At 68.4% G+C, this 24,178-nt stretch carries 21 protein-coding genes; 16 read left to right on the top strand and 5 right to left on the bottom strand.

The window, feature by feature from the left end; genetic code table 11:
* The first annotated feature begins 75 nt into the window (after window positions 1-75).
* Window positions 76-1,056, top strand: coding sequence for a tripartite tricarboxylate transporter substrate binding protein (locus tag ACIGHN_RS15975; protein ID WP_056165091.1), 981 nt, complete (start codon window positions 76-78; stop codon window positions 1,054-1,056).
* Window positions 1,057-1,174: 118 nt separating this feature from the next.
* On the opposite strand, the gene ACIGHN_RS15970 is transcribed toward ACIGHN_RS15975, so the two are convergent.
* Entirely contained in the window at window positions 1,175-1,588 is a 414-nt protein-coding gene (locus tag ACIGHN_RS15970) for a VOC family protein (RefSeq protein ID WP_396505144.1), read from the bottom strand.
* A 146-nt stretch (window positions 1,589-1,734) separates the two neighbouring features.
* Window positions 1,735-2,757, bottom strand: a complete 1,023-nt coding sequence (locus ACIGHN_RS15965) for a zinc-binding alcohol dehydrogenase family protein (RefSeq protein WP_056422684.1) — start codon at window positions 2,755-2,757, stop codon at window positions 1,735-1,737.
* 160 nt (window positions 2,758-2,917) lie between these two features.
* Between ACIGHN_RS15965 and ACIGHN_RS15960 the strand changes: the two genes are divergently transcribed.
* The 6 genes from ACIGHN_RS15960 to ACIGHN_RS15935 all read left to right on the top strand — a co-directional run bounded on the left by ACIGHN_RS15960 (window position 2,918) and on the right by ACIGHN_RS15935 (window position 8,257).
* On the top strand, window positions 2,918-3,880 hold the full coding sequence (locus ACIGHN_RS15960) for a LysR substrate-binding domain-containing protein (RefSeq protein WP_396505143.1): 963 nt from the start codon (window positions 2,918-2,920) through the stop codon (window positions 3,878-3,880).
* A gap of 211 nt (window positions 3,881-4,091) precedes the next feature.
* On the top strand, window positions 4,092-4,421 hold the full coding sequence (locus ACIGHN_RS15955) for a hypothetical protein (RefSeq protein ID WP_396505142.1): 330 nt from the start codon (window positions 4,092-4,094) through the stop codon (window positions 4,419-4,421).
* Between the two features lie 4 nt (window positions 4,422-4,425).
* A complete protein-coding gene (locus ACIGHN_RS15950) occupies window positions 4,426-4,779 on the top strand; it encodes a hypothetical protein (protein WP_396505141.1) in 354 nt (117 codons plus the stop codon).
* 205 nt (window positions 4,780-4,984) lie between these two features.
* The gene (locus ACIGHN_RS15945; RefSeq protein ID WP_396505140.1) at window positions 4,985-6,148 is read left to right on the top strand and encodes an iron-containing alcohol dehydrogenase; all 1,164 of its coding nucleotides are present in this window, start codon (window positions 4,985-4,987) and stop codon (window positions 6,146-6,148) included.
* Between the two features lie 98 nt (window positions 6,149-6,246).
* The gene (locus ACIGHN_RS15940) at window positions 6,247-6,927 is read left to right on the top strand and encodes a type 1 glutamine amidotransferase domain-containing protein (RefSeq protein WP_056409969.1); all 681 of its coding nucleotides are present in this window, start codon (window positions 6,247-6,249) and stop codon (window positions 6,925-6,927) included.
* A 259-nt stretch (window positions 6,928-7,186) separates the two neighbouring features.
* Complete coding sequence (locus ACIGHN_RS15935) at window positions 7,187-8,257, top strand: alpha/beta hydrolase family protein (protein WP_396505139.1); 1,071 nt, start codon at window positions 7,187-7,189, stop codon at window positions 8,255-8,257.
* Between the two features lie 92 nt (window positions 8,258-8,349).
* Here the strand turns inward: ACIGHN_RS15935 and ACIGHN_RS15930 are convergent, their stop codons facing one another.
* Window positions 8,350-9,252 carry a LysR family transcriptional regulator gene (locus ACIGHN_RS15930; RefSeq protein ID WP_396505138.1) on the bottom strand — a complete coding sequence of 301 codons (903 nt, stop codon included), beginning with the start codon at window positions 9,250-9,252 and terminating at the stop codon, window positions 8,350-8,352.
* Window positions 9,253-9,437: 185 nt separating this feature from the next.
* Here ACIGHN_RS15930 and ACIGHN_RS15925 point away from each other — a divergent pair, with 185 nt between their 5' ends.
* The 6 genes from ACIGHN_RS15925 (at window position 9,438) to ACIGHN_RS15900 (ending at window position 16,883) form a co-directional block, all read left to right on the top strand.
* The gene (locus ACIGHN_RS15925; RefSeq protein ID WP_396505137.1) at window positions 9,438-10,166 is read left to right on the top strand and encodes a pirin family protein; all 729 of its coding nucleotides are present in this window, start codon (window positions 9,438-9,440) and stop codon (window positions 10,164-10,166) included.
* Window positions 10,167-10,305: 139 nt separating this feature from the next.
* Window positions 10,306-11,013: a hydrolase gene (locus tag ACIGHN_RS15920; protein WP_396505136.1), complete on the top strand. Its 708-nt coding sequence runs from the start codon at window positions 10,306-10,308 to the stop codon at window positions 11,011-11,013.
* A gap of 161 nt (window positions 11,014-11,174) precedes the next feature.
* Complete coding sequence (locus ACIGHN_RS15915) at window positions 11,175-13,094, top strand: amidohydrolase (protein ID WP_396505135.1); 1,920 nt, start codon at window positions 11,175-11,177, stop codon at window positions 13,092-13,094.
* A gap of 14 nt (window positions 13,095-13,108) precedes the next feature.
* Entirely contained in the window at window positions 13,109-13,507 is a 399-nt protein-coding gene (locus ACIGHN_RS15910) for a DoxX family protein (RefSeq protein WP_396505134.1), read from the top strand.
* The gene (locus ACIGHN_RS15905; RefSeq protein ID WP_396505133.1) at window positions 13,497-15,188 is read left to right on the top strand and encodes an MFS transporter; all 1,692 of its coding nucleotides are present in this window, start codon (window positions 13,497-13,499) and stop codon (window positions 15,186-15,188) included. The genes ACIGHN_RS15910 and ACIGHN_RS15905 overlap by 11 nt, the downstream gene beginning before the upstream one ends.
* 573 nt (window positions 15,189-15,761) lie before the next feature.
* Complete coding sequence (locus tag ACIGHN_RS15900; protein ID WP_396505132.1) at window positions 15,762-16,883, top strand: YhcG family protein; 1,122 nt, start codon at window positions 15,762-15,764, stop codon at window positions 16,881-16,883.
* 39 nt (window positions 16,884-16,922) lie between these two features.
* Here the strand turns inward: ACIGHN_RS15900 and ACIGHN_RS15895 are convergent, their stop codons facing one another.
* Window positions 16,923-19,040: a molybdopterin-dependent oxidoreductase gene (locus tag ACIGHN_RS15895; RefSeq protein ID WP_396505131.1), complete on the bottom strand. Its 2,118-nt coding sequence runs from the start codon at window positions 19,038-19,040 to the stop codon at window positions 16,923-16,925.
* A 166-nt stretch (window positions 19,041-19,206) separates the two neighbouring features.
* Between ACIGHN_RS15895 and ACIGHN_RS15890 the strand changes: the two genes are divergently transcribed.
* On the top strand, window positions 19,207-20,358 hold the full coding sequence (locus ACIGHN_RS15890) for an ABC transporter substrate-binding protein (protein WP_396505130.1): 1,152 nt from the start codon (window positions 19,207-19,209) through the stop codon (window positions 20,356-20,358).
* 144 nt (window positions 20,359-20,502) lie between these two features.
* On the opposite strand, the gene argE is transcribed toward ACIGHN_RS15890, so the two are convergent.
* Complete coding sequence (gene argE, locus ACIGHN_RS15885; protein ID WP_056409944.1) at window positions 20,503-21,672, bottom strand: acetylornithine deacetylase; 1,170 nt, start codon at window positions 21,670-21,672, stop codon at window positions 20,503-20,505.
* 78 nt (window positions 21,673-21,750) lie between these two features.
* On the opposite strand from argE, the gene ACIGHN_RS15880 reads away from it, so the two are divergent.
* The gene (locus tag ACIGHN_RS15880) at window positions 21,751-22,962 is read left to right on the top strand and encodes a M20 aminoacylase family protein (protein ID WP_056165124.1); all 1,212 of its coding nucleotides are present in this window, start codon (window positions 21,751-21,753) and stop codon (window positions 22,960-22,962) included.
* Between the two features lie 113 nt (window positions 22,963-23,075).
* Window positions 23,076-24,173, top strand: coding sequence for a M14 family metallopeptidase (locus tag ACIGHN_RS15875; RefSeq protein ID WP_056409940.1), 1,098 nt, complete (start codon window positions 23,076-23,078; stop codon window positions 24,171-24,173).
* Window positions 24,174-24,178: the final 5 nt, after the last annotated feature.

The following is a 24,178-nucleotide window of genomic DNA, read 5'->3' as shown; positions in this document are numbered from 1 at the left end:
AAAAACAGGCCCTACCGCTTGATAGTCAAGCGCTAGCAGCTATCAAATCAATAGTAACCACAAGGAGACAACCCCATGCAACGCAGAACCCTCTTGTCCGCCCTGGCCGCCGCAGGCGCCACCTCCGCCGCTCCCTGGGCCGCAGCCCAGCAGTCCGCGTGGCCCGACCAGCCCCTGCGCTGGGTCGTGCCGTACCCGGCCGGCGGCGGCACCGACGTGCTGGCGCGCACCGTGGCCGAGGCCATGCGCCAGACGCTGGGCCAGCAGATCATCGTGGACAACCGCCCCGGCGCGTCCACCAACATCGGCGCGCAGATGGTGGCCACGGCCAAGCCCGACGGCAACACCTTCATGTCGGCCGACAACGCCGTGCTGGCTTTCAACGAGCACCTGTTCACCAAGCTGCCGTTCAACCCCGAGAAAGACTTCACCTACGTGGGCGGCATCAGCCGCTTTCCGCTGGCGCTCGTGGTCAACCCCGCGTTCGAAGCCAAGACCGTGAAGGAATTCCTGGCCTACGCGCGCGCCAACCCTGGCAAGCTCAACTACGCATCGCCCGGCAACGGCTCGCCGCACCACCTGGCGATGGAGATGTTCAAGAACCGCACCAAGACCTTCCTCACGCACATCCCCTACCGGGGCGCCGCGCCTGCGCTGCAGGACGTGATGGGCGGGCAGGTGCCCTGCATGTTCCTGGACCTGGCCGCCGGCCTGCCGGTGATCACCTCGGGCAAGGTGCGTGCGCTGGCCATCGGCTCGGCCAAGCGCGTGGCTGCGCTGCCAGACGTGCCCACGCTGGCCGAAGCCGGTGTGCCCAACACCGAGGTATTCGCCTTCCAGGGCATCCTGGCGCCCGCCGGTTTGCCCGCGGCCATCACGGCGCGCCTCAACGGCGACCTGAACAAGGCCCTGCTCAACCCCGCCGTGGTCAAGCGCATGAACGACTTCGGCATGGAAGCCCTGCCCGGCACGCCCGAGCAGTTCCGCGCCATGGCACGTGCCGAGTCCAAGCGCTGGGGCGAGATCATCAAGGCCGCCGGGGTGAAGCTGGACTGACCGCTCTGAGAGGCGGCGCCGCATTCCCCAATGGATGCGTACCCGGTGGCTCGCCCAAGCCAGTCCCCGGATGCACTGGCCGCAGACACGCCCTTTTCAGCCATGGGCGTCTTGCCGCCTACTCCGGCAGGTGGCACACCGCTTCCACGTTGTTGCCTTCGGGGTCGATGACGAAAGCGCCGTAGTAGTGCTCGTGGTAGTCGGTGCGCAAGCCAGGGGCTCCGTTGTCTTTGCCGCCCGCGGCGATGGCTGCGGCGTAGAAGGCGTCCACCTGCGACCGGTTGGGCGCGCGCCATGCCAGGTGGCAACCCGTGGTGGCCGGTGCGCCGCCGTAGGGCGAGGGGCCGTCGATGAACCACACGTCGGCCTTCTTGCCGTCGGGCTCGTAAGCATCGGGGTAGGCAAAGCCCAGCATGTTGGAGCCGTAGTTGCCCTCGAAGCACAGGCTGTAGCCCAGGGGCGCCAGGGCGGCGCTGTAGAACTGTTTGGCGCGCGCGATGTCGGTCACGCGGAAGGTCATATGGTCGATCATGGGAGTGCTCCTTTTTGGGTGTGTGGCGTGCATGTCTCTGTTCTCTTCATGCACCACCGATACTGTATTTAAATACAGTATCGGTGGCAAGCACCAAAACGCCCCGTCCGGTGGCGCAGCCCCCGTCGCTGCCGGGCCAAGTCCCGTCAGTTCCACCCCTCCAGCACCAGCTTGCCGCGGGCCTTGCCGCTTTCGATCAGCGCGTGCGCGCGCTGGAGGTTCTCGGCGTTGATGGTGCCGAAGCGCTGGTCCAGCGTCGTGCGGATCAGTCCTGCGTCCACCAGCTGCGCCACCTCGGTCAGCAGCCGGTGCTGGCCGACCATGTCGTCGGTGCCGAACAGCGCGCGCGTGAACATCAGCTCCCAGTGCACCGACACCGACTTGCGTTTGAATTTCGTCACGTCGAGCGACACCGGGTCGTCGATCAGCGCGAACCGGCCCTGCGGCGCGATGGCCTCCACGATCTGGTCGAAGTGCGCGTCGGTCTGTGTGAGGCTCACGATGATGTCCACCGCGGGGTGGCCGATGCGCGCCAGCTCCTGCGTCAGCGGCTTGCTGTGGTCGATGACGTGGTGGGCGCCCAGGTCGCGCACCCAGGCCTGCGTCTCGGGGCGCGATGCGGTGCCGATCACCGTCAGGCTCGTCAGCCGCGCCGCCAACTGCGTGAGGATGGAGCCCACGCCGCCGCTCGCGCCGATGATGAGCAGGGTCTTGTGGGTGGGCTGCTTGCCAGGCGCCACGCCCAGGCGGTCGAACAGCAGCTCCCACGCGGTGATGGTGGTCAGCGGCAGTGCGGCGGCCTCGGCAAAGTCCAGCGACTTCGGGGCGTGGCCGACGATGCGCTCGTCCACCAGGTGCAGTTCGCTGTTGGTGCCGGGGCGGGCGATGGAGCCTGCATACCAGACGCGGTCGCCGGGCGCAAAGAGCGTCACGTCCGGGCCCACCGCGCGCACGATGCCGCTGGCGTCCCAGCCCAGCACCTTGTGGTCGGGGCCGTCGCCGCTGCGTGCGCTGCTGTTGCGCACCTTGGTGTCCACGGGGTTGACCGACACCGCATGCACCTCCACCAGCAGGTCGCGGCCGGTGGCCACGGGGTCGGGCAAGGTGATGTCGAGCAGGGCGTCGGGGCGGTCGATGGGGCCTGGGTGGGTGTAGCCGATGGCTTTCATGGGGAGGACTCCGGGGTGGTCAAACAATGGGGTGAAGCGAGTGAAGCAATGGTCGGGTTTGTGGGCATGTTTGCAAATAGGCAGGCGATTGAATTCATATTCAATGAAAATTTGAAAATACCGGTTGCCGTCGCTCCCGCCACCTCTCAGACAAGACCCCATGAAAAGCCTGCAAGACCTCGACATCTTCGTGCGCACCGTGGACAGCGGCAGCCTGTCGGCCACCGCGCGGGCGCTCGACCTCACGCCCGCAGCGGCCAGCGCCGCCCTCAAGCGCCTGGAGGCCGAGCTGGGCGTGGCGCTCTTCGTGCGGTCCACCCGCAGCCTGCGGCTCACGCAGCAGGGCGCGCTGTTTCTCGAGCACTGCCGCCCCGCACTGGCCGCACTGCACCAGGTGCGCGGCCAGTTGCAGGGCGGGCGGGCCAGTGCATTCGAGGGAACGCTGCAGCTGGCGGCGCCGTCCGACCTGGGGCGCAATGTGCTGCTGCCCTGGCTGGACGCATTCCAGTCGGAGCACCCGGGCGTCGACATCCGCCTGCAGCTGTCCGACCGCGTGGCCAATGTCTACAGCGAGCCGGTGGACGCGGCCTTTCGCTACGGCAAGCCGCAGGACTCCGGCCTGGTGGCGTTGCCGCTGGCGCTCGACCACCGGCGCGTGCTGTGCGCCGCGCCGGCCTATGTGCAGGCCCACGGCGCGCCGGACGCGCCGCAGGCGCTGGCCGACCACGCCTGCCTGTGCTTCATGCTCGGCAGCGACGTGCACGACCGCTGGCGTTTCTGGGACGCGGCGGGCCAGGAGGTGCTGGTGCGCGTGCGCAGCCGCAACGTGGCCAACGACGGCGACGCCGTGCGCCGCTGGGCCGTGCTGGGGCGGGGCATTGCCTACAAGTCGTACTTCGACGTGGCCGACGACCTGGCCGCCGGGCGCCTGGTGCCGCTGTGCCCGGGCTTTGAGACCGAAGCCGTGCCTCTGTACCTGGTGGCGCCCAGCCGCCACCAGATCACGCCGCTGGTGCGCGCGCTGCGGGACTTCATGGCCGAGCGGCTGCAGTCGCTGGCCAGTGCGGCGCCCGGGCTGCAGAGCCCGGCCGCGGGAGCGGCGGGCCCTGCACGGGTAGGGTAAGTACAGACGGCTGCCCCCACCCTGGCCGCAGGTGCCATGGCAGCGCCGGTGCCCAGCGCACAAGGCCGCATCCGGCGCCTTCCGTGCGGTGGCCGTGCGGTGGCCGTGCGGTGTTTGTGCAATGTTCGTACGGTTGCCGCTACAGTCGGTCACCGCCGGGCCCCCTGTGCCGCGCGACAAGTCCACCGCCCACCAGGAACCCGCCGCTTTCATGTCCGTACCCGCCCCGCCCGAATGGACCGACGCATTGCGCCGCGCCCTGCCGCTGGCCGCCCTGCAGCCCGGCGATGTGGACTACTTCCTGGTCAGCCCCGGCGGGCGTTACGTGGCCTGCACGACCCACGCCCTGCACACGGTGCTGATCGACACCGCGCAGCGCCGCTACGCCGTGCTGGCCGACTGGAGCGTGCGCGGGCTCGACGATGCATCGGTCGAGCTGGAGTCCGACGAGACCCGCAGGCAGGCGTTCCCGGTCTATGCCGACCTGTGGCAGCCCGCCTTCACCGACCCTGCGCTGCCCTGGCAGCCGGCCAGGGACTGACCCCATGGCACCTGTCACCCCTTCAGCGTTTCGCGTGCCCGGCGCGGTCTGGGCCGGGTGGGGCGTGCTGGCGGTGGGGCTTGGCGCGTCGGTGGCCGTCGCCAGCGGCTTGGGGCAGTCCATGGCCTGCGGCACGTTCGGCCTGGACTGCGTGGCCATGGCTTTCGGCATGCTGCTGTGCACCCTGTGCGTCACGCTGGTCCTGCTGCTGCGGGGCTGGAGCACCCTGCGCCGCCGTGGCGCGCAGGGCGGCGCGTGGGTCTGGCTCGTCAAGGTGCTGACGGCAGGCACCGCAGGCGTGGTGGCCCTGGCGATCGTGTTTCTGGTGGGGTTCGTGGTGCTGGTGGTGGTGCGATAGGTCGTCAGGGTGGGCGGGGCAGGGCGGGGCTTGAGCGCTGGGTGGTTGGCGGTTGGTGGTTGGTGGCGGTAACCACAGCGCGCGCACCATCGCAGGCCCGTCCCGAAGTGCCCACGGGCCTGTCCGTGTTGTTGCCAAGGCGACCGGCAAGCCGGGCACGCCAGCGACACAATGCACCCCCCACCCAAGGACTGCCAGGATTGCCATGCTGAACTTCGACTTCCACAACCCCACCCACATCGCCTTCGGCCAGGGCCGCATCGCCGACCTGGACAAGCTCGTGCCCGCCTCCGCCAAGGTGCTCATCCTCGTGGGCGGCGCCAGTGCCGAGAAGACCGGCACGTTGGCCGAGGTGCGCACGGCGCTGGCCAGCCGCCAGCACGCCACCTTCAGCGGCATCGAGCCCAACCCCAGCTACGAAACCTCGATGAAGGCCGTGGCGCAGATCAAGAGCGGCGGGTTCGACTTCCTGCTCGCGGTGGGCGGCGGCTCGGTGATCGATGCAGTCAAATTCATCGCCGCGGCCGTCAAGTTCGACGGCGGCGACCCCTGGGCCATTCTGGAAAAGCACGGCCGCAACGTCACCGCCGCACTGCCCTTCGGCGCCGTGCTCACGCTGCCCGCCACGGGCTCCGAGATGAACAACGGCGGCGTCATCACGCACCGTGCCAAAGGCGCCAAGCTGGCCTTTGGCAGCAATCACACCTACCCCGTGTTCTCGGTGCTCGACCCCACCAAGACCTACACCCTGCCGCCCCAGCAGCTGGCCAATGGCGTGGTCGATGCCTTCGTGCACACGGTGGAGCAGTACCTCACCTACCCGGTCAACGCGCCCGTGCAGGACCGCTTTGCCGAGGGCATTTTGCAGACTCTTATCGAGATCGGCCCGCGCCTGCTGGCCGCCCCCGAGCCCGTGTACGACGACCGCGCCAACCTCATGTGGGCGGCCACCATGGCGCTCAACGGCCTGATCGGCGCGGGCGTGCCGCAGGACTGGGCCACGCACATGATCGGCCACGAGCTCACCGCGCTGCATGGCATCGACCACGCGCGCACGCTGGCCATCGTGCTGCCCGCGCTGCTGCACGAGCGCCGGGGCCCGAAGCGCGCCAAGCTGCTGCAGTACGGCGAGCGCGTGTGGTGCATCACCACCGGCACCGACGACGAGCGCATCACCGCCGCCATCGACCGCACGCGCGGCTTCTTTGAAAGCATGGGCATCGCCACGCGCCTGTCGGGCTACGGCCTGGGCGCCGACACCGTGGGCGCCGTGGTGGCGCAGCTGGAGGCGCACGGCATGCTCACGCTGGGCGAGCAGCGCGAGATCACGCCCGCCGTGAGCCGGCGCATTCTCGAAGCGGCGCTGTAAGCCAACGCCGCAACCTGCGCCGCGCCAGGGCGTATCTGCGCGGATTGCGGGTACGGTGGGCGGCTTGACGTTTCACTCACCCCCAGAAAGGGATCGCAATGGCCCACATCCTCATGGTTCTCACGTCCCACAGCGAGTTGGGCGACACCGGCAAGAAAACCGGCTTCTGGCTGGAAGAGTTCGCCGCCCCGTACTACGTTTTCAAGGATGCGGGGGCCGAGGTGACCCTGGCATCGCCCCAGGGCGGCCAGCCCCCGCTGGACCCCAAGAGCGATGCCCCCGATGCGCAGACCGATGCCACGCGCCGCTTCAAGGGCGATGCCGCCGCCCAGGCGCACCTGGCCAGCACCCTGAAGCTGTCCGAAGTGAACGCGGCCCGGTTCGACGCCGTGTTCTACCCCGGCGGCCACGGCCCGCTGTGGGACCTGGCGTACGACACGCAGTCCATCGCCCTCATCGAGGCCACCCTGGCCGCCGGCAAGCCCCTGGCGGCCGTGTGCCACGCGCCCGGCGTGCTGCGCGGCGTCAAGGCGGCAGACGGCACGCCCCTGGTGCGCGGCAAGAACGTGACGGGCTTCACCAACGGCGAGGAGGCCGCTGCGGGCCTGACGGACGTGGTGCCCTTCCTGGTGGAGAACATGCTCATGTCGCACGGCGGCCTGTACACCAAGCAGGCCGACTGGCAGCCGCACGTCGTCACCGACGGGCTGCTGATCACCGGGCAGAACCCGGCGTCGTCGGAGCCTGCGGCGCAGGCGCTGCTCAAAGCGCTGGGTTGACGCCCACGGGCCGGGCTGGCCTGGCGCGCGACAGCGAGGTGGCCGCCCGGCCTCCTAACCACCAGACGGGCAACAACCCGTCAACCTAGCGCTCGTCCGCGAACGGCTCGCGCCCGCCGCCTGCCGTTTCGCGCCACGCCCTTGCATTTCGTCGCATGCCGCTGCCGCTGCCGGCCCGCGGTGCCTACAGTGCCGCCATGCCGCACCGACCGTCACTCCACGGTCGCGGCCCCTGGCACTCCAAGACGAAAGGCGCACCGTGATCCTCCTCCTTGTTCTTCTTTCCCTCGCCCTGCGGTGGGCAGCGCGGCATGTCCGGCCCGTGACGGCCACCGCGTTCGTGGCGCTGGTCGCACTGGCAGGCCCCGCATCGGCCCAGCACGCCGGCCTGCGCACCCTGGTCGTGCCCGGTGGCGAGCCGATCAACGTCGCGCTGTTCTACCCCACCGTGCGCAGCGCGGGCGTGGTGCAGCTGGGCCCCTGGCGCCCGGTGGTCGGCCTGGGCGCGTCCGTGTCGGCCGAGCCGCTCAAGGGGCTGATCCTGGTGTCGCACGGCACGGGCGGCAATGAGCTCGCGCACCACAACCTGGCCACGCGCCTGGCGGCGGAGGGCTACCTCGTGGCCGCCGTGCGCCACCCGGGCGACAACTGGCAGGACCGCTCCATGATCACCTCGGGCCGCTACTTCGGCGAGCGCCCGCGCCAGGTCAGCCGCGTGCTCGACGCGCTGCTGGCCAGCCCTGAGTGGGGGCCCCGCATCCCCGCCGGCCGCATCGGCGCACTGGGCCACTCGGCCGGCGGCTACACCGTGCTGGCCCTGGCCGGCGCCCAGGCCGAGCCCGCCCGCGCCGCGCAGCACTGCCGCAGCGTGCAGGACGACCCCGGCTTCTGCGGCCTGGCCCAGGGCCCCAAGGCGCTGCAGCCAGCCGCTGCCAACACGGCCACGCCCGCCAACGTGGTGCCGGACGGCGCCCTGGTCTCCGCGCCCGACCCGCGCATCCGCGCCGTCGTGGCCCTGGCGCCCATGGCCGTGGTGTTCACCCCCGAGAGCCTCAAAGCCGTGACCGTGCCGGTGCTGCTGCGCGTGGCCGAGCAGGACGCCGTGCTCACAGGCAAGTACCACGGCGGGCTGGTGGCCGCGAATCTGGCCACCGCGCGGGCGGACACCGTGCCGGGTGCCGGCCACTTCGCCTTCATGGCCCAGCCCAGCCAGAGCCTGCCGTCCGACGCGGGCGACGCCGCCGCCAACCCGGCGGGCTTCGACCGCGTGGCCTACCACGCGGTGCTGGAGGCGCAGGTGGTGCAGTTCTTCGCGCAGCAGTGGCGCTGAGTCTGAATTATCAAGATAAAAAAGCTGCCTACCGCTTGTCTGGCAAGCGCAAGCAGCTATCAAAAGTGTAGTGCCGGCTTCTGCCGGGCCCGCTAGTACGGCAGGATTCCGGGCAGCAGCGGCCGTGCCAGCCGCTCGCACCACCACTTGAGCGCCTCGCCCCGGTGCTCGGGCTTCCAGGCCAGCCAGAAGGTCTCATCGGCCCGGGGCTCCTCCACCGGCACCTCCACCAGGATGCCGTTTTCCAGCTCCACCCGCACGCAGGCGCGCGGCACGAAGCCGTGGCCCAGCCCGGCGGCCTGGCAGGCGATCTTGGCCTGCATCGACGGCACGGTGATGCGCCGCTGGCCCGACAGCAGGCCCACCGTGCGGTCCGACAGCGTGCGCGCCCCGTCGCCCACCACCACGGCCGTGTGCTCCAGCAGGTCGCTGCGCGTGAGCGGCCGGCCCATGCGCGCCAGCGGGTGCGACGCGGTCACGCAGAACACGAAGTCCAGGCTGCCCACCGCCACGGCCTTGTAGCCGCCGCCGGCGGGGCCTTCGCCCGCCGCCACGATGATGTCGGCGCGCCCGTCGCGCAGCGCCTCCCAGGTGCCCGTCAGCGCCTCGCAGCCGATGCGCAGGCGCGTGCCGCAGTCCAGCCCCTCAAAGGCCGCGATGTCGTCGTTGAACGCGCTGGTGGGTATCAGCGAGTCGTGCACCAGCCGCAGCTCGGACTCGAACCCCGTGGCGATCTGCCGCAGGCGCGATTCGAGCTGCCGCGCTGAGGCCAGCAGCCAGCGGCCCTCCTTGAGCAGCTCGTGCCCCGCGGGCGTGAGCGCCACGCGCGGCCCGTTGCGCGTGAACAGGGCCAAGCCCAGTTGCTCCTCGAGCTTGCCCACGGCATAGGAGATGGTGGACGGCACCTTGTGCAGCCGCTCCGAGGCGCCCGCGAACGAGCCGTAGCGGGCAATCGCATCCACCAGTTCGATGGCTTCGAGGGAGAGTTTCAGCATGGCAAAAGGCCCGGAATTTCGATCATCGAAATTATCGATGATGGATGGCCAAACCTTTCAACCTGATGCCCTGCCATGCGCCGGATACTTCATCCATCGCAGCACTGATGCCCCATGAAATCCAGCAGATTTCAAACCGTGCGCCCAGTGTGAAATTCATCGACAGACATCGAAAGGAAGACACCATGCTCGACATCCGCAAAGCCCAACACCGCGGCAACGCCAACCACGGCTGGCTCCATTCGCGCCACACCTTCTCGTTCGGCCACTACCACGACGCCAATCAGCAAGGTTTTTCCGACCTGCTGGTCATCAACGACGACCGCGTGGCTCCCGGCAAGGGCTTCGGCACCCACCCGCACCGCGACATGGAAATCTTCTCGTACGTGCTGGAAGGCGCGCTGGAGCACAAGGACTCCATGGGCACCGGCTCGGTCATCCGCCCCGGCGACGTGCAGATGATGAGCGCCGGCACCGGCGTGCGCCACAGCGAGTTCAACCACTCGGGCGTTGAGCCCGTGCACTTCCTGCAGATCTGGATCGTGCCCGGTGCCCGCGGCGCCGCACCCCGCTACCAGCAGGTGCACTTCAGCGAGGCCGACAAGCGCGGCCGCCTGCGCCAGATCATCTCGCCCGAAGGGGCCGACGGATCGCTGGCCGTGCACCAGGACGCCCGGGTGTACGCCGGCTTGTTCGACGGCAGCGAAGAAGCGGCCGATCTGGACGTGGGCCCGGGCCGCAACGTGTATGTGCACGTGGCCCGCGGCAGCCTGGAGGTGAACGGCGAGCGGCTGTCCGAAGGCGACGGTGCCCGCATCCGCGACGCCGGGGCCCTGCGCTTTGCCCATGGCGAAGGCGCCGAGGTGCTGGTGTTCGACCTGCGGCCCAACGAGCTGCCCACGATGCCGCACTGAGCGGATGGGGCGCCGCTGAGGAGCGGGGTGGGCGATGCCGCCCATCCCTTGCGCCCCGGCCCGCCGCATTGCCTTGTCTCGTTTTTTTGTTTGTTCTTCTTCTCGACGCACCTCATCTTCAATTTCCAGGGAGTTCACCATGACCCACGCCAACACGACCACGACCACGACCACGACTGCCAGCGCCAACGCCGCCCGCCCCGTCGCCTACGCCAAGCCCGGCGCCACGCTGCTGAACGCCGGCGACCACACCCTGGTCATGATCGACTTCCAGTCGCAGATGGCCTTTGCCACGCACTCCATCGACGCGATCACGCTGCGCTCCAACGCCGGCCTGGTGGCCAGTGCAGCCGCCGGGTTTGGCGTGGACACCATCCTCACCACGGTGGCTGAGAAGAGCTTCAGCGGCCCCATGTTCGAAGAAGTGACCGCACCGTTCCCGGGTCAGGCGCTGCTGGACCGCACCTCCATGAACACCTGGGAGGACGAGGCCGTGATCGCCCGTGTCAACGCCATCGGCAAGCCGCGCATCGTGCTGGCCGGCCTGTGGACCAGCGTGTGCATCGTGGGCCCGGCGCTGTCGGCGCTGGACCAGGGCTTCGAGGTGTATGTGATCGCCGACGCCAGTGGCGACATCTCCGTGGAAGCCCACAACCGCGCCATGGAGCGCATGGTGCAGGCCGGCGCGCGGCCCATCACGGCCCTGCAGTACCTGCTGGAGCTGCAGCGCGACTGGGCGCGGGGCGAGACGTACGACATGACGACGGGTATCGCCAAGAAGTTCGGCGGCGGCTACGGCCTGGGCATCACCTACGCCAAGACCATGTTCAACGCCCAAGAATCCTAAAAAAGGGGTGCATTGGCCTACTGCGCGACCCGATCCCGCACCTGCGGTTCTCGCCGTACGCTTGTACGGCTGCGGTCCTCGATGCAGGCCAGGGCCGCTCGCTACGGCCACTGCACCCTTTTTGCGCTCTGCCATTGCTGAAATTCTCTGAGCCCCAAGACATGAACCAACCTGCCACCACTCCCGACCTCATCCTGCGCAACGGCCGCTTCACCACGCTGGACCGCGCCAACCCCACGGCCAGTGCGGTCGCCATCGCGCAAGGGCGCTTCACCAAGGTGGGTGATGACCGCGAGGTGATGGCGCTGGCCGGTGCGGGCACGCGGGTCATCGACCTGGGCGGGCGCAGCGTGCTGCCGGGGCTCATCGACAACCACCTGCACATCATCCGCGGCGGCCTCAACTTCAACATGGAGCTGCGGTGGGACGGGGTGCGCAGCCTGGCCGATGCCATGGCCATGCTCAAAGCCCAGGTGGCGGTGACGCCCGCGCCGCAGTGGGTGCGCGTGGTGGGCGGCTTCACCGAGCACCAGTTTGTGGAAAAGCGCCTGCCCACGCTGGCCGAGCTGAACGCCGTGGCGCCCGATACGCCCGTGTTCATCCTGCATTTGTACGACCGCGCGCTGCTCAACGGCGCCGCGCTGCGCGCCGTGGGCTACGGCAAGGACACGCCCGCGCCACCCGGCGGCGAGATCGTGCGCGACAGCGCGGGCAACCCCACGGGTCTGCTGCTGGCCAAGCCCAATGCGGCCATCCTGTATGCCACGCTGGCCAAGGGCCCCAAGCTGCCGCACGACTACCAGGTCAACTCTACGCGCCACTTCATGCGCGAGCTCAACCGCCTGGGCGTGACCGGCGCCATCGATGCGGGCGGCGGCATGCAGAACTACCCGGATGACTACGACGTGATCCAGGAGCTGGCCGATGCTGATCAGCTCACCATCCGCCTGGCCTACAACCTGTTCACGCAAAAGCCGCAGCACGAGAAGGAAGACTTCCTGAACTGGACGGCCACCTCGCAGTACAAGCAGGGCACGGACTACTTCCGCCACAACGGTGCGGGCGAGATGCTCGTGTTCTCCGCCGCCGACTTCGAGGACTTCCGCCAGCCCCAGCCCGAGCTCGCGCCCGGCATGGAAGGCGAGCTGGAAGAGGTGGTGCGCATCCTCGCGCAGAACCGCTGGCCCTGGCGCATGCACGCCACGTATGACGAGACCATCGAGCGCGCGCTCAACGTGTTCGAAAAGGTCAACCAGGACACACCGCTGGCCGGCCTGAACTGGTTCTTCGACCACGCCGAGACCATCTCGGAAAAGTCCATCGACCGCATCGCCGCCCTCGGCGGCGGCGTGGCCGTGCAGCACCGCATGGCCTACCAGGGCGAGTACTTCGTGGGGCGCTATGGCGCCGAGGCGGCAGAGGCCACGCCCCCGGTCAAGCGCATGCTGGAGAAGGGCGTCAACGTGTCCGCCGGCACCGACGCCACCCGCGTGGCCAGCTACAACCCCTGGGTGTCGCTGTCCTGGCTCGTCACCGGCAAGACGGTGGGCGGCCTGCAGCTCACCCCGCAGCGCAACTGCCTCACCCGCGACCAGGCCCTGCGCATGTGGACCGAGAACGTCACCTGGTTCAGCAACGAGCAGGGCAAGAAGGGCCGCATCGAAGCGGGCCAGCTGGCCGACTTGGTCGTGCCCGACCGCGACTTCTTTGCCTGCCCCGAGTCCGACATCGCCGACACCACGGCCCTGCTCACCGTGGTGGGCGGCAAGGTGGTCTATGGAGTGGGCGACTTCGCGCGCTTCGACGACGCGGCCCCGCCGCCCGCCATGCCCGACTGGTCGCCCGTGCGCACCTTCGGCGGCTACGGCGCCTGGGGCGCCTGGGGCGCCTGGGGCGCCCAGGGAGGGCCGGACGGCGCGCCACTGCAGGCCGTGCTGCGCAACGCGGCCGCGAACTGCGGTTGCGCCAGCAACTGCAACCTGCACGGCCACGCCCACGCCACGGCTTGGAGCAGCAAGCTGCCGGTGTCCGACCTGCAGGGCTTTTGGGGTGCGCTGGGCTGCGCCTGCTGGGCGGTGTGACGGTGCAGCACGCATTGCAAACTGCCGCCACCGCGCCCTGGGTGCAGACGCTGGCGCTGCTGTGCCTGTGCGCCGCCTACCTGCAGGGCGGCATCGGCAAGGCCCGCGACTTTGCCGGCGCCGTGGCCGAAGTGCGCTCGCTCGGCCTCGCGCCCGCCGCGCCCATCGCGGCCGCCACGCTGGTGCTGCAGCTTTCGGCCTCGGCGCTCATCCTGTCGGGCTGGTACCGCTGGCTCGGGGCATTGGCCCTGGCGGGCTTCACCGTGCTCGCCGCTTTGCTGGCAGACCGCTTCTGGGCCGCGCCGCCCGCCGATCGGCAGCGCAGCGCCAACGCATTTTTTGAACACTGGGGCCTGGTGGGTGGCATGCTGCTCGTCGCCTGGCACGACCTCGGAGGCCGCCATGCCGGATAACCAACACGATCATCACCACCACCATACCCCCGCTGCTGCAGCGCCCAAGGGCTCCACAGCGCCCGCGGCATCCGGCAGCTTCGCTCCCCTGGCCATCCCCGTCTTCGCGGTGCTCTGGGCCGCCACCGTACTGGGCAACATCGGCAGCTTCATGCGCGACGTCGCCAGCGCCTGGATGGTGACCGAGCTCTCGTCCAGCCCCACCGCGGTCGCGCTGATCCAGACCGCCGCTACGCTGCCCGTCTTTCTGCTTGCCATCCCTGCGGGCGTGCTGTCGGACATCCTGGACCGCCGCCGCTTCCTCATCGGCGTGCAGGTGCTGCTGGCGGCCGTCAGCGGCACGCTGCTCATCCTGGCCAACACCCACGCGCTGACGGTGGAGTGGCTGGTGGCGCTGACCTTCGTGGGCGGCATCGGTGCCGCGCTCATGGGCCCCACGTGGCAGTCCATCGTGCCCGAACTGGTGCCGCGCAGCGAACTCAAGAGCGCCGTGGCGCTCAACTCGCTGGGCATCAACATCGCACGCGCCATCGGCCCGGCGGCGGGCGGCCTGCTGCTGGCCAGCTTCGGCGCGGCCATGGCCTACGGCCTGGACGTGCTGAGCTATGTATTCGTGATCGCCGCGCTGCTGTGGTGGAAGCGCCCGAAGGCCGAGGCGTCAGGCCTGAACGAGCAGTTCTTCGGCGCCTTCCGCGCCGGCGTGCGCTACGCCCGCGCCAGCCGCGAACTGCATGTGGTGCTGCTGCGCGCGGCCGTGTTCTTCCTGTTCGCCAGCTCCGTCTGGGCGCTGCTGCCGCTGGTGGCGCGCCGCATGCTGGGCGGCTCGGCAGGCTTTTACGGCGTGATGCTGGGTGCCGTGGGCGCTGGCGCCATCCTGGGCGCTGTGCTGCTGCCCCGCTTGCGCCAGCGGCTCGACACCGATGGCCTGGTGCTGCTGGCATCCCTGCTCACCGCCGCCGTCATGGGCGTGCTGACCGTGGCCCCGCCCCAGTGGGCCGCCGTGGCGCTGATGCTGGTGCTGGGCCTGGGCTGGATCATCGCGCTGACCACCCTCAACGGCGTGGCCCAGGCCGTGCTGCCCAACTGGGTGCGCGGCCGCGGCCTGGCCATCTACCTCATGGTCTTTAACGGCGCGATGGCCGCCGGCAGCCTGGGCTGGGGCCTCATCGCGGGGCAGGCCGGCTTGCCGGTCACGCTGCTGCTGGGCGCGGCCGGGCTGGTGGTGGCGTCGCTCATCTTTCACCGCGTGAAGCTGCCCACCGGCGAGGCCGACCTGCAGCCCTCCAACCACTGGCCCGAGCCCCTGATGGCCCAGCCCGTCGCGCACGACCGGGGCCCGGTGATGGTGCAGATCGAATACCGCATCGCCAAGCCCGACCTGCCCGCGTTCCTGCAGGCCATGCAGCACCTGTCCCAGGAACGCCGCCGCGACGGCGCCTACGCCTGGGGCGTGGCCGAACACACCGGCGAGCCGGGCCGCGTGATCGAGTGGTTCCTGGTCGAGTCCTGGGCGGAGCACCTGCGCCAGCACCACCGCGTGTCCAAGGCGGATGCAGACCTGCAGGCGGAGGCGCTGCGGTTTCACCAGGGGCCTGGGCGGCCTGTGGTGCATCACTTTCTGGCGTTGACTGTCGACGATGCGGGTGAGGCGGGCCGCGTTGGCGCCCAGCCAGCACATTGATCGGTAGATCTTTGAAGATAAATAGCTGCGACCGCTTATAGGGTAAGCGCAAGCAGCTATCAAAATGTGAGCTTGCAAGGCTGCTCTGGCGTGCGGAGTTCGTCCGGCTCGGGCACACCGTTGCCACAGGGTTTTCGTCAGGCGGTTGCAGAGCTTCGCATTTCCCGGCCGCTCCTGTGCCTGGCTGTCCATCTCGCGCACGCCGTTTTCAAAGGCCAATGGGCGTGAAGCGCAACGGGCGGAACACCCCATAATTCCAGGCCGAACTGCAACGAGAACCACCTTGCTTTCACTCCCCACCCCGTGCCACAAACAAAACATCGCCTGGCTGTTGTCGTGGCAGGCAGCACCGAAATTTTTGCGACCATCAGCTCCGGCTCTGGCGACTGTAGGAATGGCGGCGATGCGCTCTAGTGCTTGCTGGGATGTGACGGGTGCGTGTGCCAATGTGGCTGGGGAGGATGGCGTATGACGCGTAAGGCTGCAGCAGGCAAAGAGGTGGCGGTGGCTGTTCCGCTGTACGGACGGGTCTGTGAAATTCTTGACGCTGCCCGTGCTCACGTTGCGAGAACCGTGAACACCACGCAAGTGATGGCCAACTGGCTTATCGGGCGTGAAATGGTGGAAGAGGAGCAACGCGGCAAGCGGCGTGCCGACTATGGGCGGCAGTTGGTGGTCCAGCTGTCTGCGCAACTGACGGCGGCTTACGGCAAGGGATGGTCGGCCCAGAGTCTGTTTTACATGAAGCAGTTTTACCTGGCGTACCCCAGCTTGATGGAGAAGGACGACTTTCTCCACGCAGTGCGTGGAGAAACCAGTGCGATTGCAAAGCTCCACGCACCGCGTGGAGAAACTGCCCCTTGGACGCCCGGCGCGCTGCACCCCAACCTGGCCTGGACGCACTACCGCACCTTGCTGCGTGTAGACCGCGCCGAAGCACGTGCCTTCTACGAGATCGAAGCCATCCGCCACGCCTGGTCGGCCCGCGAGTTGGAGCGGCAGATCAATACGCTGCTGTTTGATCGCCTGGCAAAAAGCCGCGACAAGCAAGGGCTGATGCGCTTGGCAACGGAGGGCCAGGAGGTCAGCCAGCCGATTGACGTGCTGAAAGACCCGATGGTGCTGGAGTTCCTCAGCCTGCCGGAGTCGCCGCGTCTGGTGGAGTCCAAGCTGGAGCAGGCGCTGATCAACAACCTGCAGACCTTTTTGTTGGAGCTGGGCAAGGGCTTTGCCTTTGTCTCACGGCAAGAGCGCATCACCGTCGACGGCGACCATTTCTACATCGATCTGGTGTTCTATCACACGGTACTGAAGTGCTACGTGTTGATCGACCTGAAGGTGGGAAAGCTCACCCACGGCGACCTGGGCCAGCTGCAGTTCTACGTGAACTACTTCGATCAAGAGCGGCGGACCGAGGGGGACAACCCCACGCTAGGCTTGATCCTTTGCCCCGACAAGAACGATGCCGTGGTGAAGTACACCTTGGGGGAGCAACAAGCGCGCAATATTTTTGCGAGCCGCTATCAGTTTCATGTACCGACGGAAGAAGACCTGCAGCAGGAACTGCGCCGCGAACTGCGGCAACTGTCTGCCATGGCGCAGCCAACCGTGCAAGCCACTGCGCGCAAGCCCAGGACCACTGCCGCCCCGTCGAAGGCCAAGGCCAGCAAAACCAGCAAAGACGGTAAAGCGTGAGCCGCCAGCCGCTCAACAATCGTTGAAGCGGTTTGCGGTTCAGTGAGGCAGTGCGGATTCACTGGCTGCGCAAGCCTCCACCTCCACCAGGCAGTCATAAAACGTCGGCGCCCGCCCCAGGTCCGTCAGTGCCTGGCTCGTCACCTCGTTCACGTTCGTCCCATCGAGCCCCAGCTTGCGCCACCAGATGCCCAGGCCGTTGACCACGCCGGGGCGGGCGCGGCGCGAGACGGTGGCGTGGCACTGGTAGCTGCCGCGGTCGTTGAACACGCGCACCACGGCGTCGTTGGCGATGCCGCGGGCTTCGGCGTCGTCGGGGTGGATCTCCAGGATCGGGCGGCCTTCGATGTTGCGCAGGCTCGTCACGTTCACGAAGGTGGAGTTCAAGAAGTTGCGCGCGGGCGGCGAGATCATGGCCAGGGGGTAGCGTGCGTCGGTGCCCTGCAGCTCGTAGTTGGGCAGGTGGTCGGGCAGGCCGTCCAGGCCCTGGGCGGCGAGGCGGGCGCTGTAGAACTCGCACTTGCCCGACGGTGACGGGAAGTTGCCTTCGGCAAACAGCGCATCGGGAATGGCCACCGTGGCAAAGCCCTGGGATTCGAGCAGCGCGTAGTCCACCGCATCGCCGAAGGCCTGGCGGCACAGTGCCTCGTCGGTGTCGGCAAAGCAGGGGTCGGCAAAGCCCATGCGCGCGGCCAGGTCGCGGAAGATCTGGGCGTTGCTGCGGGCTGCGCCCAGCGGCGCAATCGCGGGGCGGTTGAGCACCACGTCGGTGTGGCCGTACGACAGGTGCACGTCCCAGTGTTCGAGCTGTGTGGTGGCGGGCAGGATGTAGTCCGCGTAGTCGGTGGTGTCGGTCTGGAAGTGCTCCAGCACCACGGTGAAAAGGTCTTCGCGCGCAAACCCGCGCACTACCTTGCCCGAGTCCGGGGCCACGGCCACGGGGTTGCTGTTGTAGACCACCACGGCCTCGACCTTCGGGCCGAAGGCGGGCGATGCCTCGCGCAGCAGGTCGTCGCCGATGGTCGTCATGTTGATGGTGCGCGGCACGCGCCCTGCGGCCGCCTGGGGCATCAGGTCGGGCCGCTGCAGCACCGCGCGCTGCGCCGGGAACTGGCCCGAGCTCGACAGCAGCAAGCCGCCAGCGCGGTGGCGCCAGGCGCCGGTGAGGGCGGGCAGGCAGGCCACGGCGCGCACGGCGTTGCCGCCGCCGCGCACGCGCTGCATGCCGTAGTTCAGGCGGATGGCGGCGGGCTGGGTGGTGCCGTAGTCGCGGGCCAGCTGGCGGATCTGCTCGACCGGAATGCCGCAGACTTCGGCCGCGCGCTCGGGCGGCCACTGCAGGGCGCGCTCGCGCAGCGGGTCCCAGCCCAGCGTGTGGCGCGCGATGTAGTCGTGGTCCAGCCAGTCGTGGGCGATCAGCTCGTGCATCAGCGCCAGGGCCAGCGCGGCATCGGTGCCCGGGCGCAGGGCGATGTGCTCGTGGCACTTGTCGGCCGTCTCGCTCTTGCGCGGGTCGATGCACACCAGCCGGGCGCCATTCCTCTTGGCCTGCTGCGCGTAGCGCCAAAAATGCAGGTTGCTGCCGATGGAGTTGCTGCCCCAGATCAGGATGAGCTGTGATTCGGCGAAGAACTCCACCTTCATGCCCACCTTGCCGCCCAGGGTCTGCGTCAGCGCCTCAGCGCCCGCCGATGCGCAGATGGTGCGGTCCAGCAGCGATGCCCCCAGCTGGTGGAAGAAGCGCCGGTCCATGCTCTCGCCCTGCACCATGCCCATGGTGCCGGCGTAGCTGTAGGGCAGGATGGCCTCGGGCGCGCGGGCGGCGATGGACTGCAGGCGCTGCGCGATGTCGTCCAGGGCCTCGTCCCAGCTGACGGGTGCGAACTGGCCGCTGCCGCCCGGGCCTTTGGGGCCCGTGCGCTTGAGCGGTGTGAGCACGCGCTCGGGGTGGTAGCTGCGTTCGGTGTACTTGCTCACCTTGGCGCAGAGCACGCCGTCGGTGTGCGGGTGGTCGGGGTTGCCCTGCACGCGGGTGGCCACGCCGTTGTCGTCCACGGTGGTGATCAGGGCGCAGGTATCCGGACAGTCGTGCGGGCAGGCACCGCGCACCTGGATCGGGCCAGAAGGGAGGGAAATGGCGGCAGAAGGCGTGGACATGGGTGGGGCGATCGTTAAACTTCGTAGGAAGCGGCGTGCATATCGAACCAATATCCAACAAAAAGCCCGCCGCTTCACCGCAGACTGCCGGGGACCTGTGCGCAGGTTCTTGCCGGCAGCGCCGAGGTGTCAACCTCGTTGTGTTGACAGGAAGAGGGATTTCACCATGAAGCCAAAGGCATTGGGGCGCAGACAGCTTTCCATCGGTCTGGGCGCGGTCGCGCTCGGCGGTTTCCACACCGCGCAGGCCCAGGGCGAAGCCCGCATCGTACTGGGTCAGTCGGCCGCATTCACCGGCCCGGCCGCGCAGCTGGGCGTGCAGTTCAACCAGGGCGCCAAGCTCTTTTTCGACCAGTTCAATGCCCAGGGTGGGGTGGGCAAGCGGCTGGTCGAGATTCGCACGCTGGACGACGGCTATGAGCCCGAGCGCTGCGCGGAGAACACGAAGAAGTTCATCGCCGACGACGTGTTCGCGCTGTTCGGCTACATCGGCACGCCCACCAGCCTGGCCGCGCTGCCGCTGTTCACGCAGGCCAGGCTGCCGTTCTTCGGCCCGTTCACCGGGGCCGAGGCGCTGCGCCAGCCGTTCAACCGGCTCATCTTCCATGTGCGCGCCTCGTACTACGACGAGACCGCGCTCATCGTGCGCCAGCTCACCAACCTGGGCCTCAAGAAGATCGCGGTGTTCTACCAGAACGATGCCTACGGCAAGGCGGGGCTCGACGGCGTGACCCGCGCGCTGGCTGATCTGAAGCTGGCCCCCGTCGCCACGGCCACGGTGGAGCGCAACTCGGTGGAGGTCAAAGCCGCCACCGACAAGCTCATGGCCGCCAAGCCCGACGCCGTGGTGCAGATCGCGGCCTATGCGGGCAGCGCGGCCTTCGTGCGCTCGGCGCGCAAGGCGGGGTTCGGCGGCACGTTCTACAACGTGTCGTTCGTGGGCACGCAGGCCCTGGCCGACGAGCTGGGCAAGGACGGCGCTGGCGTGGTCGTCTCGCAGGTCGTGCCTTCGCCCTACCAGCCCTCGCGCCAGATCACGCGCGAGTTCCTGGAGGCGATCAAGAAGGGCGGCGACAAGGTGCAGGCCAACTACTCCAGCATGGAGGGCTACCTGGCCGCCCGCGTGTTCTCCGAAGGCCTGCGCCAGGCGCAGGCCGGCGGCAAGGGCCTCACGCGCGAGAGCTTCATCACCGGCACCGAAGCCATCGGCAACCAGACGATCTCGGGCTTTCCGGTGGCCTTCAGCGCCACCAGCCATGCGGCGTCGAAGTTCGTGGAGATGTCGATGCTGACCGGCGACGGACGTGTGAGGACTTGAGCCCGGATGGACGCGCGGGTTCGCGTCCCATCATCCAATGCCCACGACCGTTCGGGCTGAGCTTGTCGAAGCCCTGCGCGGCGCTTCGACAGGCTCAGCGTGAACGGTTGTGTATTTTTGAAAGTAAGGCTTCACGGGATTTGACTAGTCGATCGACGTAGTGCGCGCCAGCCCTTGCATGAAGGCCTCGCAGCGGCCGAGCTGTTCGAGGCTCACGTACTCGTCGGGCTGGTGCGCCTGCTGGATGCTGCCGGGGCCGCAGACCACGGTGGAGATGCCGGCGTTCTTGAACAGGCCAGCCTCGGTGCCGAAGGCCACGAGGGTGGTGCTCTTCTCGCCCGACAGGGTCTGCGCCAGGCGCGTGACGGGGTCGTCCTTGCTGCCCAGGAAGCTCGGGATCTCGCAGATGGTTTCGAACGAGAAGCCGGCCGCGGGCGCCACCTGTTTCATGCGCGGCTCCAGCGACTTGGCGTACGCCACCACCTCGGACTGCATCTGCGCGGCGTTGGCTGTGGGCAGGTCGCGGAATTCGTAGCGGAACTCGGCGTCGCGCGGCACCACGTTGTCGGCGATGCCGCCGTGGAACTGCCCCACGCTGGTGGTCGAGAACGGCACATCGAAGCCTTCGAAGCGGGGCTCCTCGCGCTCGAATCCCTCACCCATGTCGCGCAGGCGGCTGACCACGCGGGCCGCCATCTCGATGGCGTTGACCGAGTGGGGCGTGAGCGAGGAGTGCGCCTCCTTGCCGCGCACGCAGCACTTGTAGCGGTACACGCCCTTGTGGGCAATGGCGGGCACCATGCTGGTGGGCTCGCCCACGATGCAGGCCAGGGGCCGGATGTTCGCGTCGCGCAGGTCGGCGATGAGCTCCTTCACGCCAAAGCAGCCGATCTCTTCCTCGTAGCTGAAGGCCAGGTGCACGGCAAAGGGTGCGTTGCTGTTCAAGAACTGCTCGGCCTGCGACACGGCGATGCCGATGAACGCCTTCATGTCGGCGCTGCCACGGCCATACAGGCTCGGGCCTTCGGGACCGTCCTTGATCAGCGCGCTCAGCGGGTCCATGGTCCAGTCCTGGCCGTCCCATGGAACGGTGTCGGTGTGGCCCGACAGGATGATGCCGGCCGGTTTGCCCTCGCCCAGCGTGGCGAACAGGTTGGCCTTGGTCTTGTCGTCGTTGAAGGTCAGGCGGCTCTTCACCCCCAGCCTGGCCAGGTGGTCGCGGATGAAGTGGATCAGCTCCAGATTGGAGTTGTGGCTGACGGTGTTCATGCGCACCAGGGTTTGCGCAAGTTCGAGGGCGTGGGGCGAAATCATGGTGTGGACTGGTGATAAACCCGGGTTGGCACGTGGCTTGCTGACGGGCTAGACTGTGAGATCGTAAGGATACATATCATGAACGTAATTGATTCCATCGTCACGCAGGCGGCCAGCATTGCCGCGGTGCGCAAGGACATTCACGCGCATCCCGAGCTGTGCTTCGAAGAGGTGCGCACCGCTGACGTGGTGGCCCAAAAGCTCACCGAATGGGGGATTCCGATCCACCGCGGCCTGGGCAAGACGGGCGTGGTGGGCATCGTCAAGGGCCGCGACGGCGGCGCCAGCGGCCGGGCCATCGGCCTGCGTGCCGACATGGACGCCCTGCCCATGCAGGAGTTCAACACCTTCGCCCACGCCAGCAAGCACCAGGGCAAGATGCACGCCTGCGGCCACGACGGCCACGTGGCCATGCTGCTGGCCGCGGCGCAGCACTTTGCCAAGCACCGCAATTTCGACGGCACCGTGTACCTGATCTTCCAGCCCGCGGAAGAGGGCGGCGGCGGTGCCCGCGTGATGATCGAGGACGGCCTGTTCGAGCAGTTCCCCATGCAGGCCGTGTACGGCATGCACAACTGGCCCGGCATGCCGGTGGGCACGTTTGCCGTGAGCCCCGGCCCGGTGATGGCGTCGACCAGCGAATTCAAGATCGTGATCCGCGGCAAGGGCGGCCATGCAGCGCTGCCGCACACCGGCATCGACCCGGTGCCGATCGCCTGCCAGATGGTGCAGACCTTCCAGACCATCATCAGCCGCAACAAGAAGCCGGTGGATGCGGGCGTGATCTCGGTCACCATGATCAACGCGGGCGAGGCCACCAACGTGGTGCCCGACAGCGTCGAACTGCAGGGCACCGTGCGCACCTTCACCGTCGAGGTGCTGGAGCTGATCGAAAAGCGCATGCGCCAGATCGCCGAACACACCTGCGCGGCGCACGACGCCACCTGCGAATTCGCGTTCGTGCGCAACTACCCGCCCACCGTCAACTCGCCCGCCGAGGCCGAGTTCGCGCGCAAGGTGATGACCGAGATCGTCGGCGCTGAACATGTCCTGCCCCAGGAGCCCACCATGGGCGCCGAAGACTTTGCCTACATGCTGCAGGCCAAGCCCGGCGCGTACTGCTTCATCGCCAATGGCGACGGCGCGCACCGGGAGATGGGCCATGGCGGCGGCCCCTGCATGCTGCACAACCCGAGCTACGACTTCAACGACGACCTGATCCCGCTGGGCGCCACCTACTGGGTCAAGCTGGCCGAGCAGTGGCTGGCCCAGCCCACGGCGACGGCCTGAACGCCACCGCCCCGCCGCCGCTGATTTCTCGTTCTGCCTTGAAACCCTGGGCGCCCCGTGTGCCCCGGGTTTTCTTTTGTCCCCCTCCCCCCCGACCCCTGAAAGCCCCGCCCATGATCGGCATCCCCAGCGCCTTTTCCTCCAGCTACGCAGAGGCCCGCACCAAGCTCCTCGAAGCCGCCGCCGCGGCCGGCCTGCCCATCGAGTCGCACGCCCACCCGCTCAAAGGCCGTGACGGCGAGGACCTGGCGATGGACGTGGTGCTGGACGGCCCGGCCGATGCGAAAAAGCTGCTCATCGTGAGCAGCGCCTGCCACGGCGTGGAGGGCTACTGCGGCAGCGGCGTGCAGGTGTTCGCGCTGCACGACCAAGAGTGGCGCGACAAGGCACGCGCCGCCGGCGTGGCCACGCTGTACATCCATGCGCTCAACCCCTACGGCTTCTCGCACGTGCGCCGCTTCACGCACGAGAACGTGGACCTGAACCGCAACTTCCAGGACTTCTCCCAGCCCCTGCCGGTGAACAAGGCCTACCGCGAGGTGCAGCCCCTGCTGCTGCCCGAGCAGTGGCCGCCCTCGGCCGAGAATGCCGCCGCCCGGCAGCAGTACATCGACACGCACGGCGAAGCCGCCTGGCAGGCCGCCATCTCGCAGGGCCAGCACGAGTTTCCGCAGGGCGTGTTCTTCGGCGGCACCGAGCCCACCTGGAGCAACCGCACGCTGCGCCAGGTGCTGCGCCAGCACGGCGCCAACGCATCGCGCATCGCCTGGATCGACCTGCACACGGGCCTGGGCCCCAGCGGCCATGGTGAGCGCATCTACGCCGGCAAGGACGATGCCGACTCCGTGGCGCGCGCCCGGGCCTGGTGGGACGGTGGCGGCGCCACGCCGGTCACGTCCATCTACGACGGCTCCTCGACGTCGGCCTTCCTCACCGGGCTGATGTGGAACTCCGTGTACGACGAATGCCCGCACGCCGAAACCACGGGCATTGCGATGGAATACGGCACCGTGCCGGTGCTGGAGGTGATGGACGCTATCCGCGCCGAGCAGTGGCTCAACCTGCACCCCGAGGCACCGGCCGAGCAGCATGCCCAGATCAAGGCGCAGATGCTGGCAGCGTTCTACACCGACACCGATGTGTGGAAAGGCCAGATCGTGAGCCAGGCGCGCCAGTCGATGTTCCAGGCGGTCGACGGCCTGGCCCGGTAGTTGGG

Source organism: Acidovorax sp. NPDC077693, from assembly GCF_044542805.1.
Taxonomy (GTDB): Bacteria; Pseudomonadota; Gammaproteobacteria; order Burkholderiales; family Burkholderiaceae_C; genus Acidovorax.
Note: the sequence above shows the minus strand (reverse complement) of the source record. Positions and strands in the feature narration are given on the sequence as shown.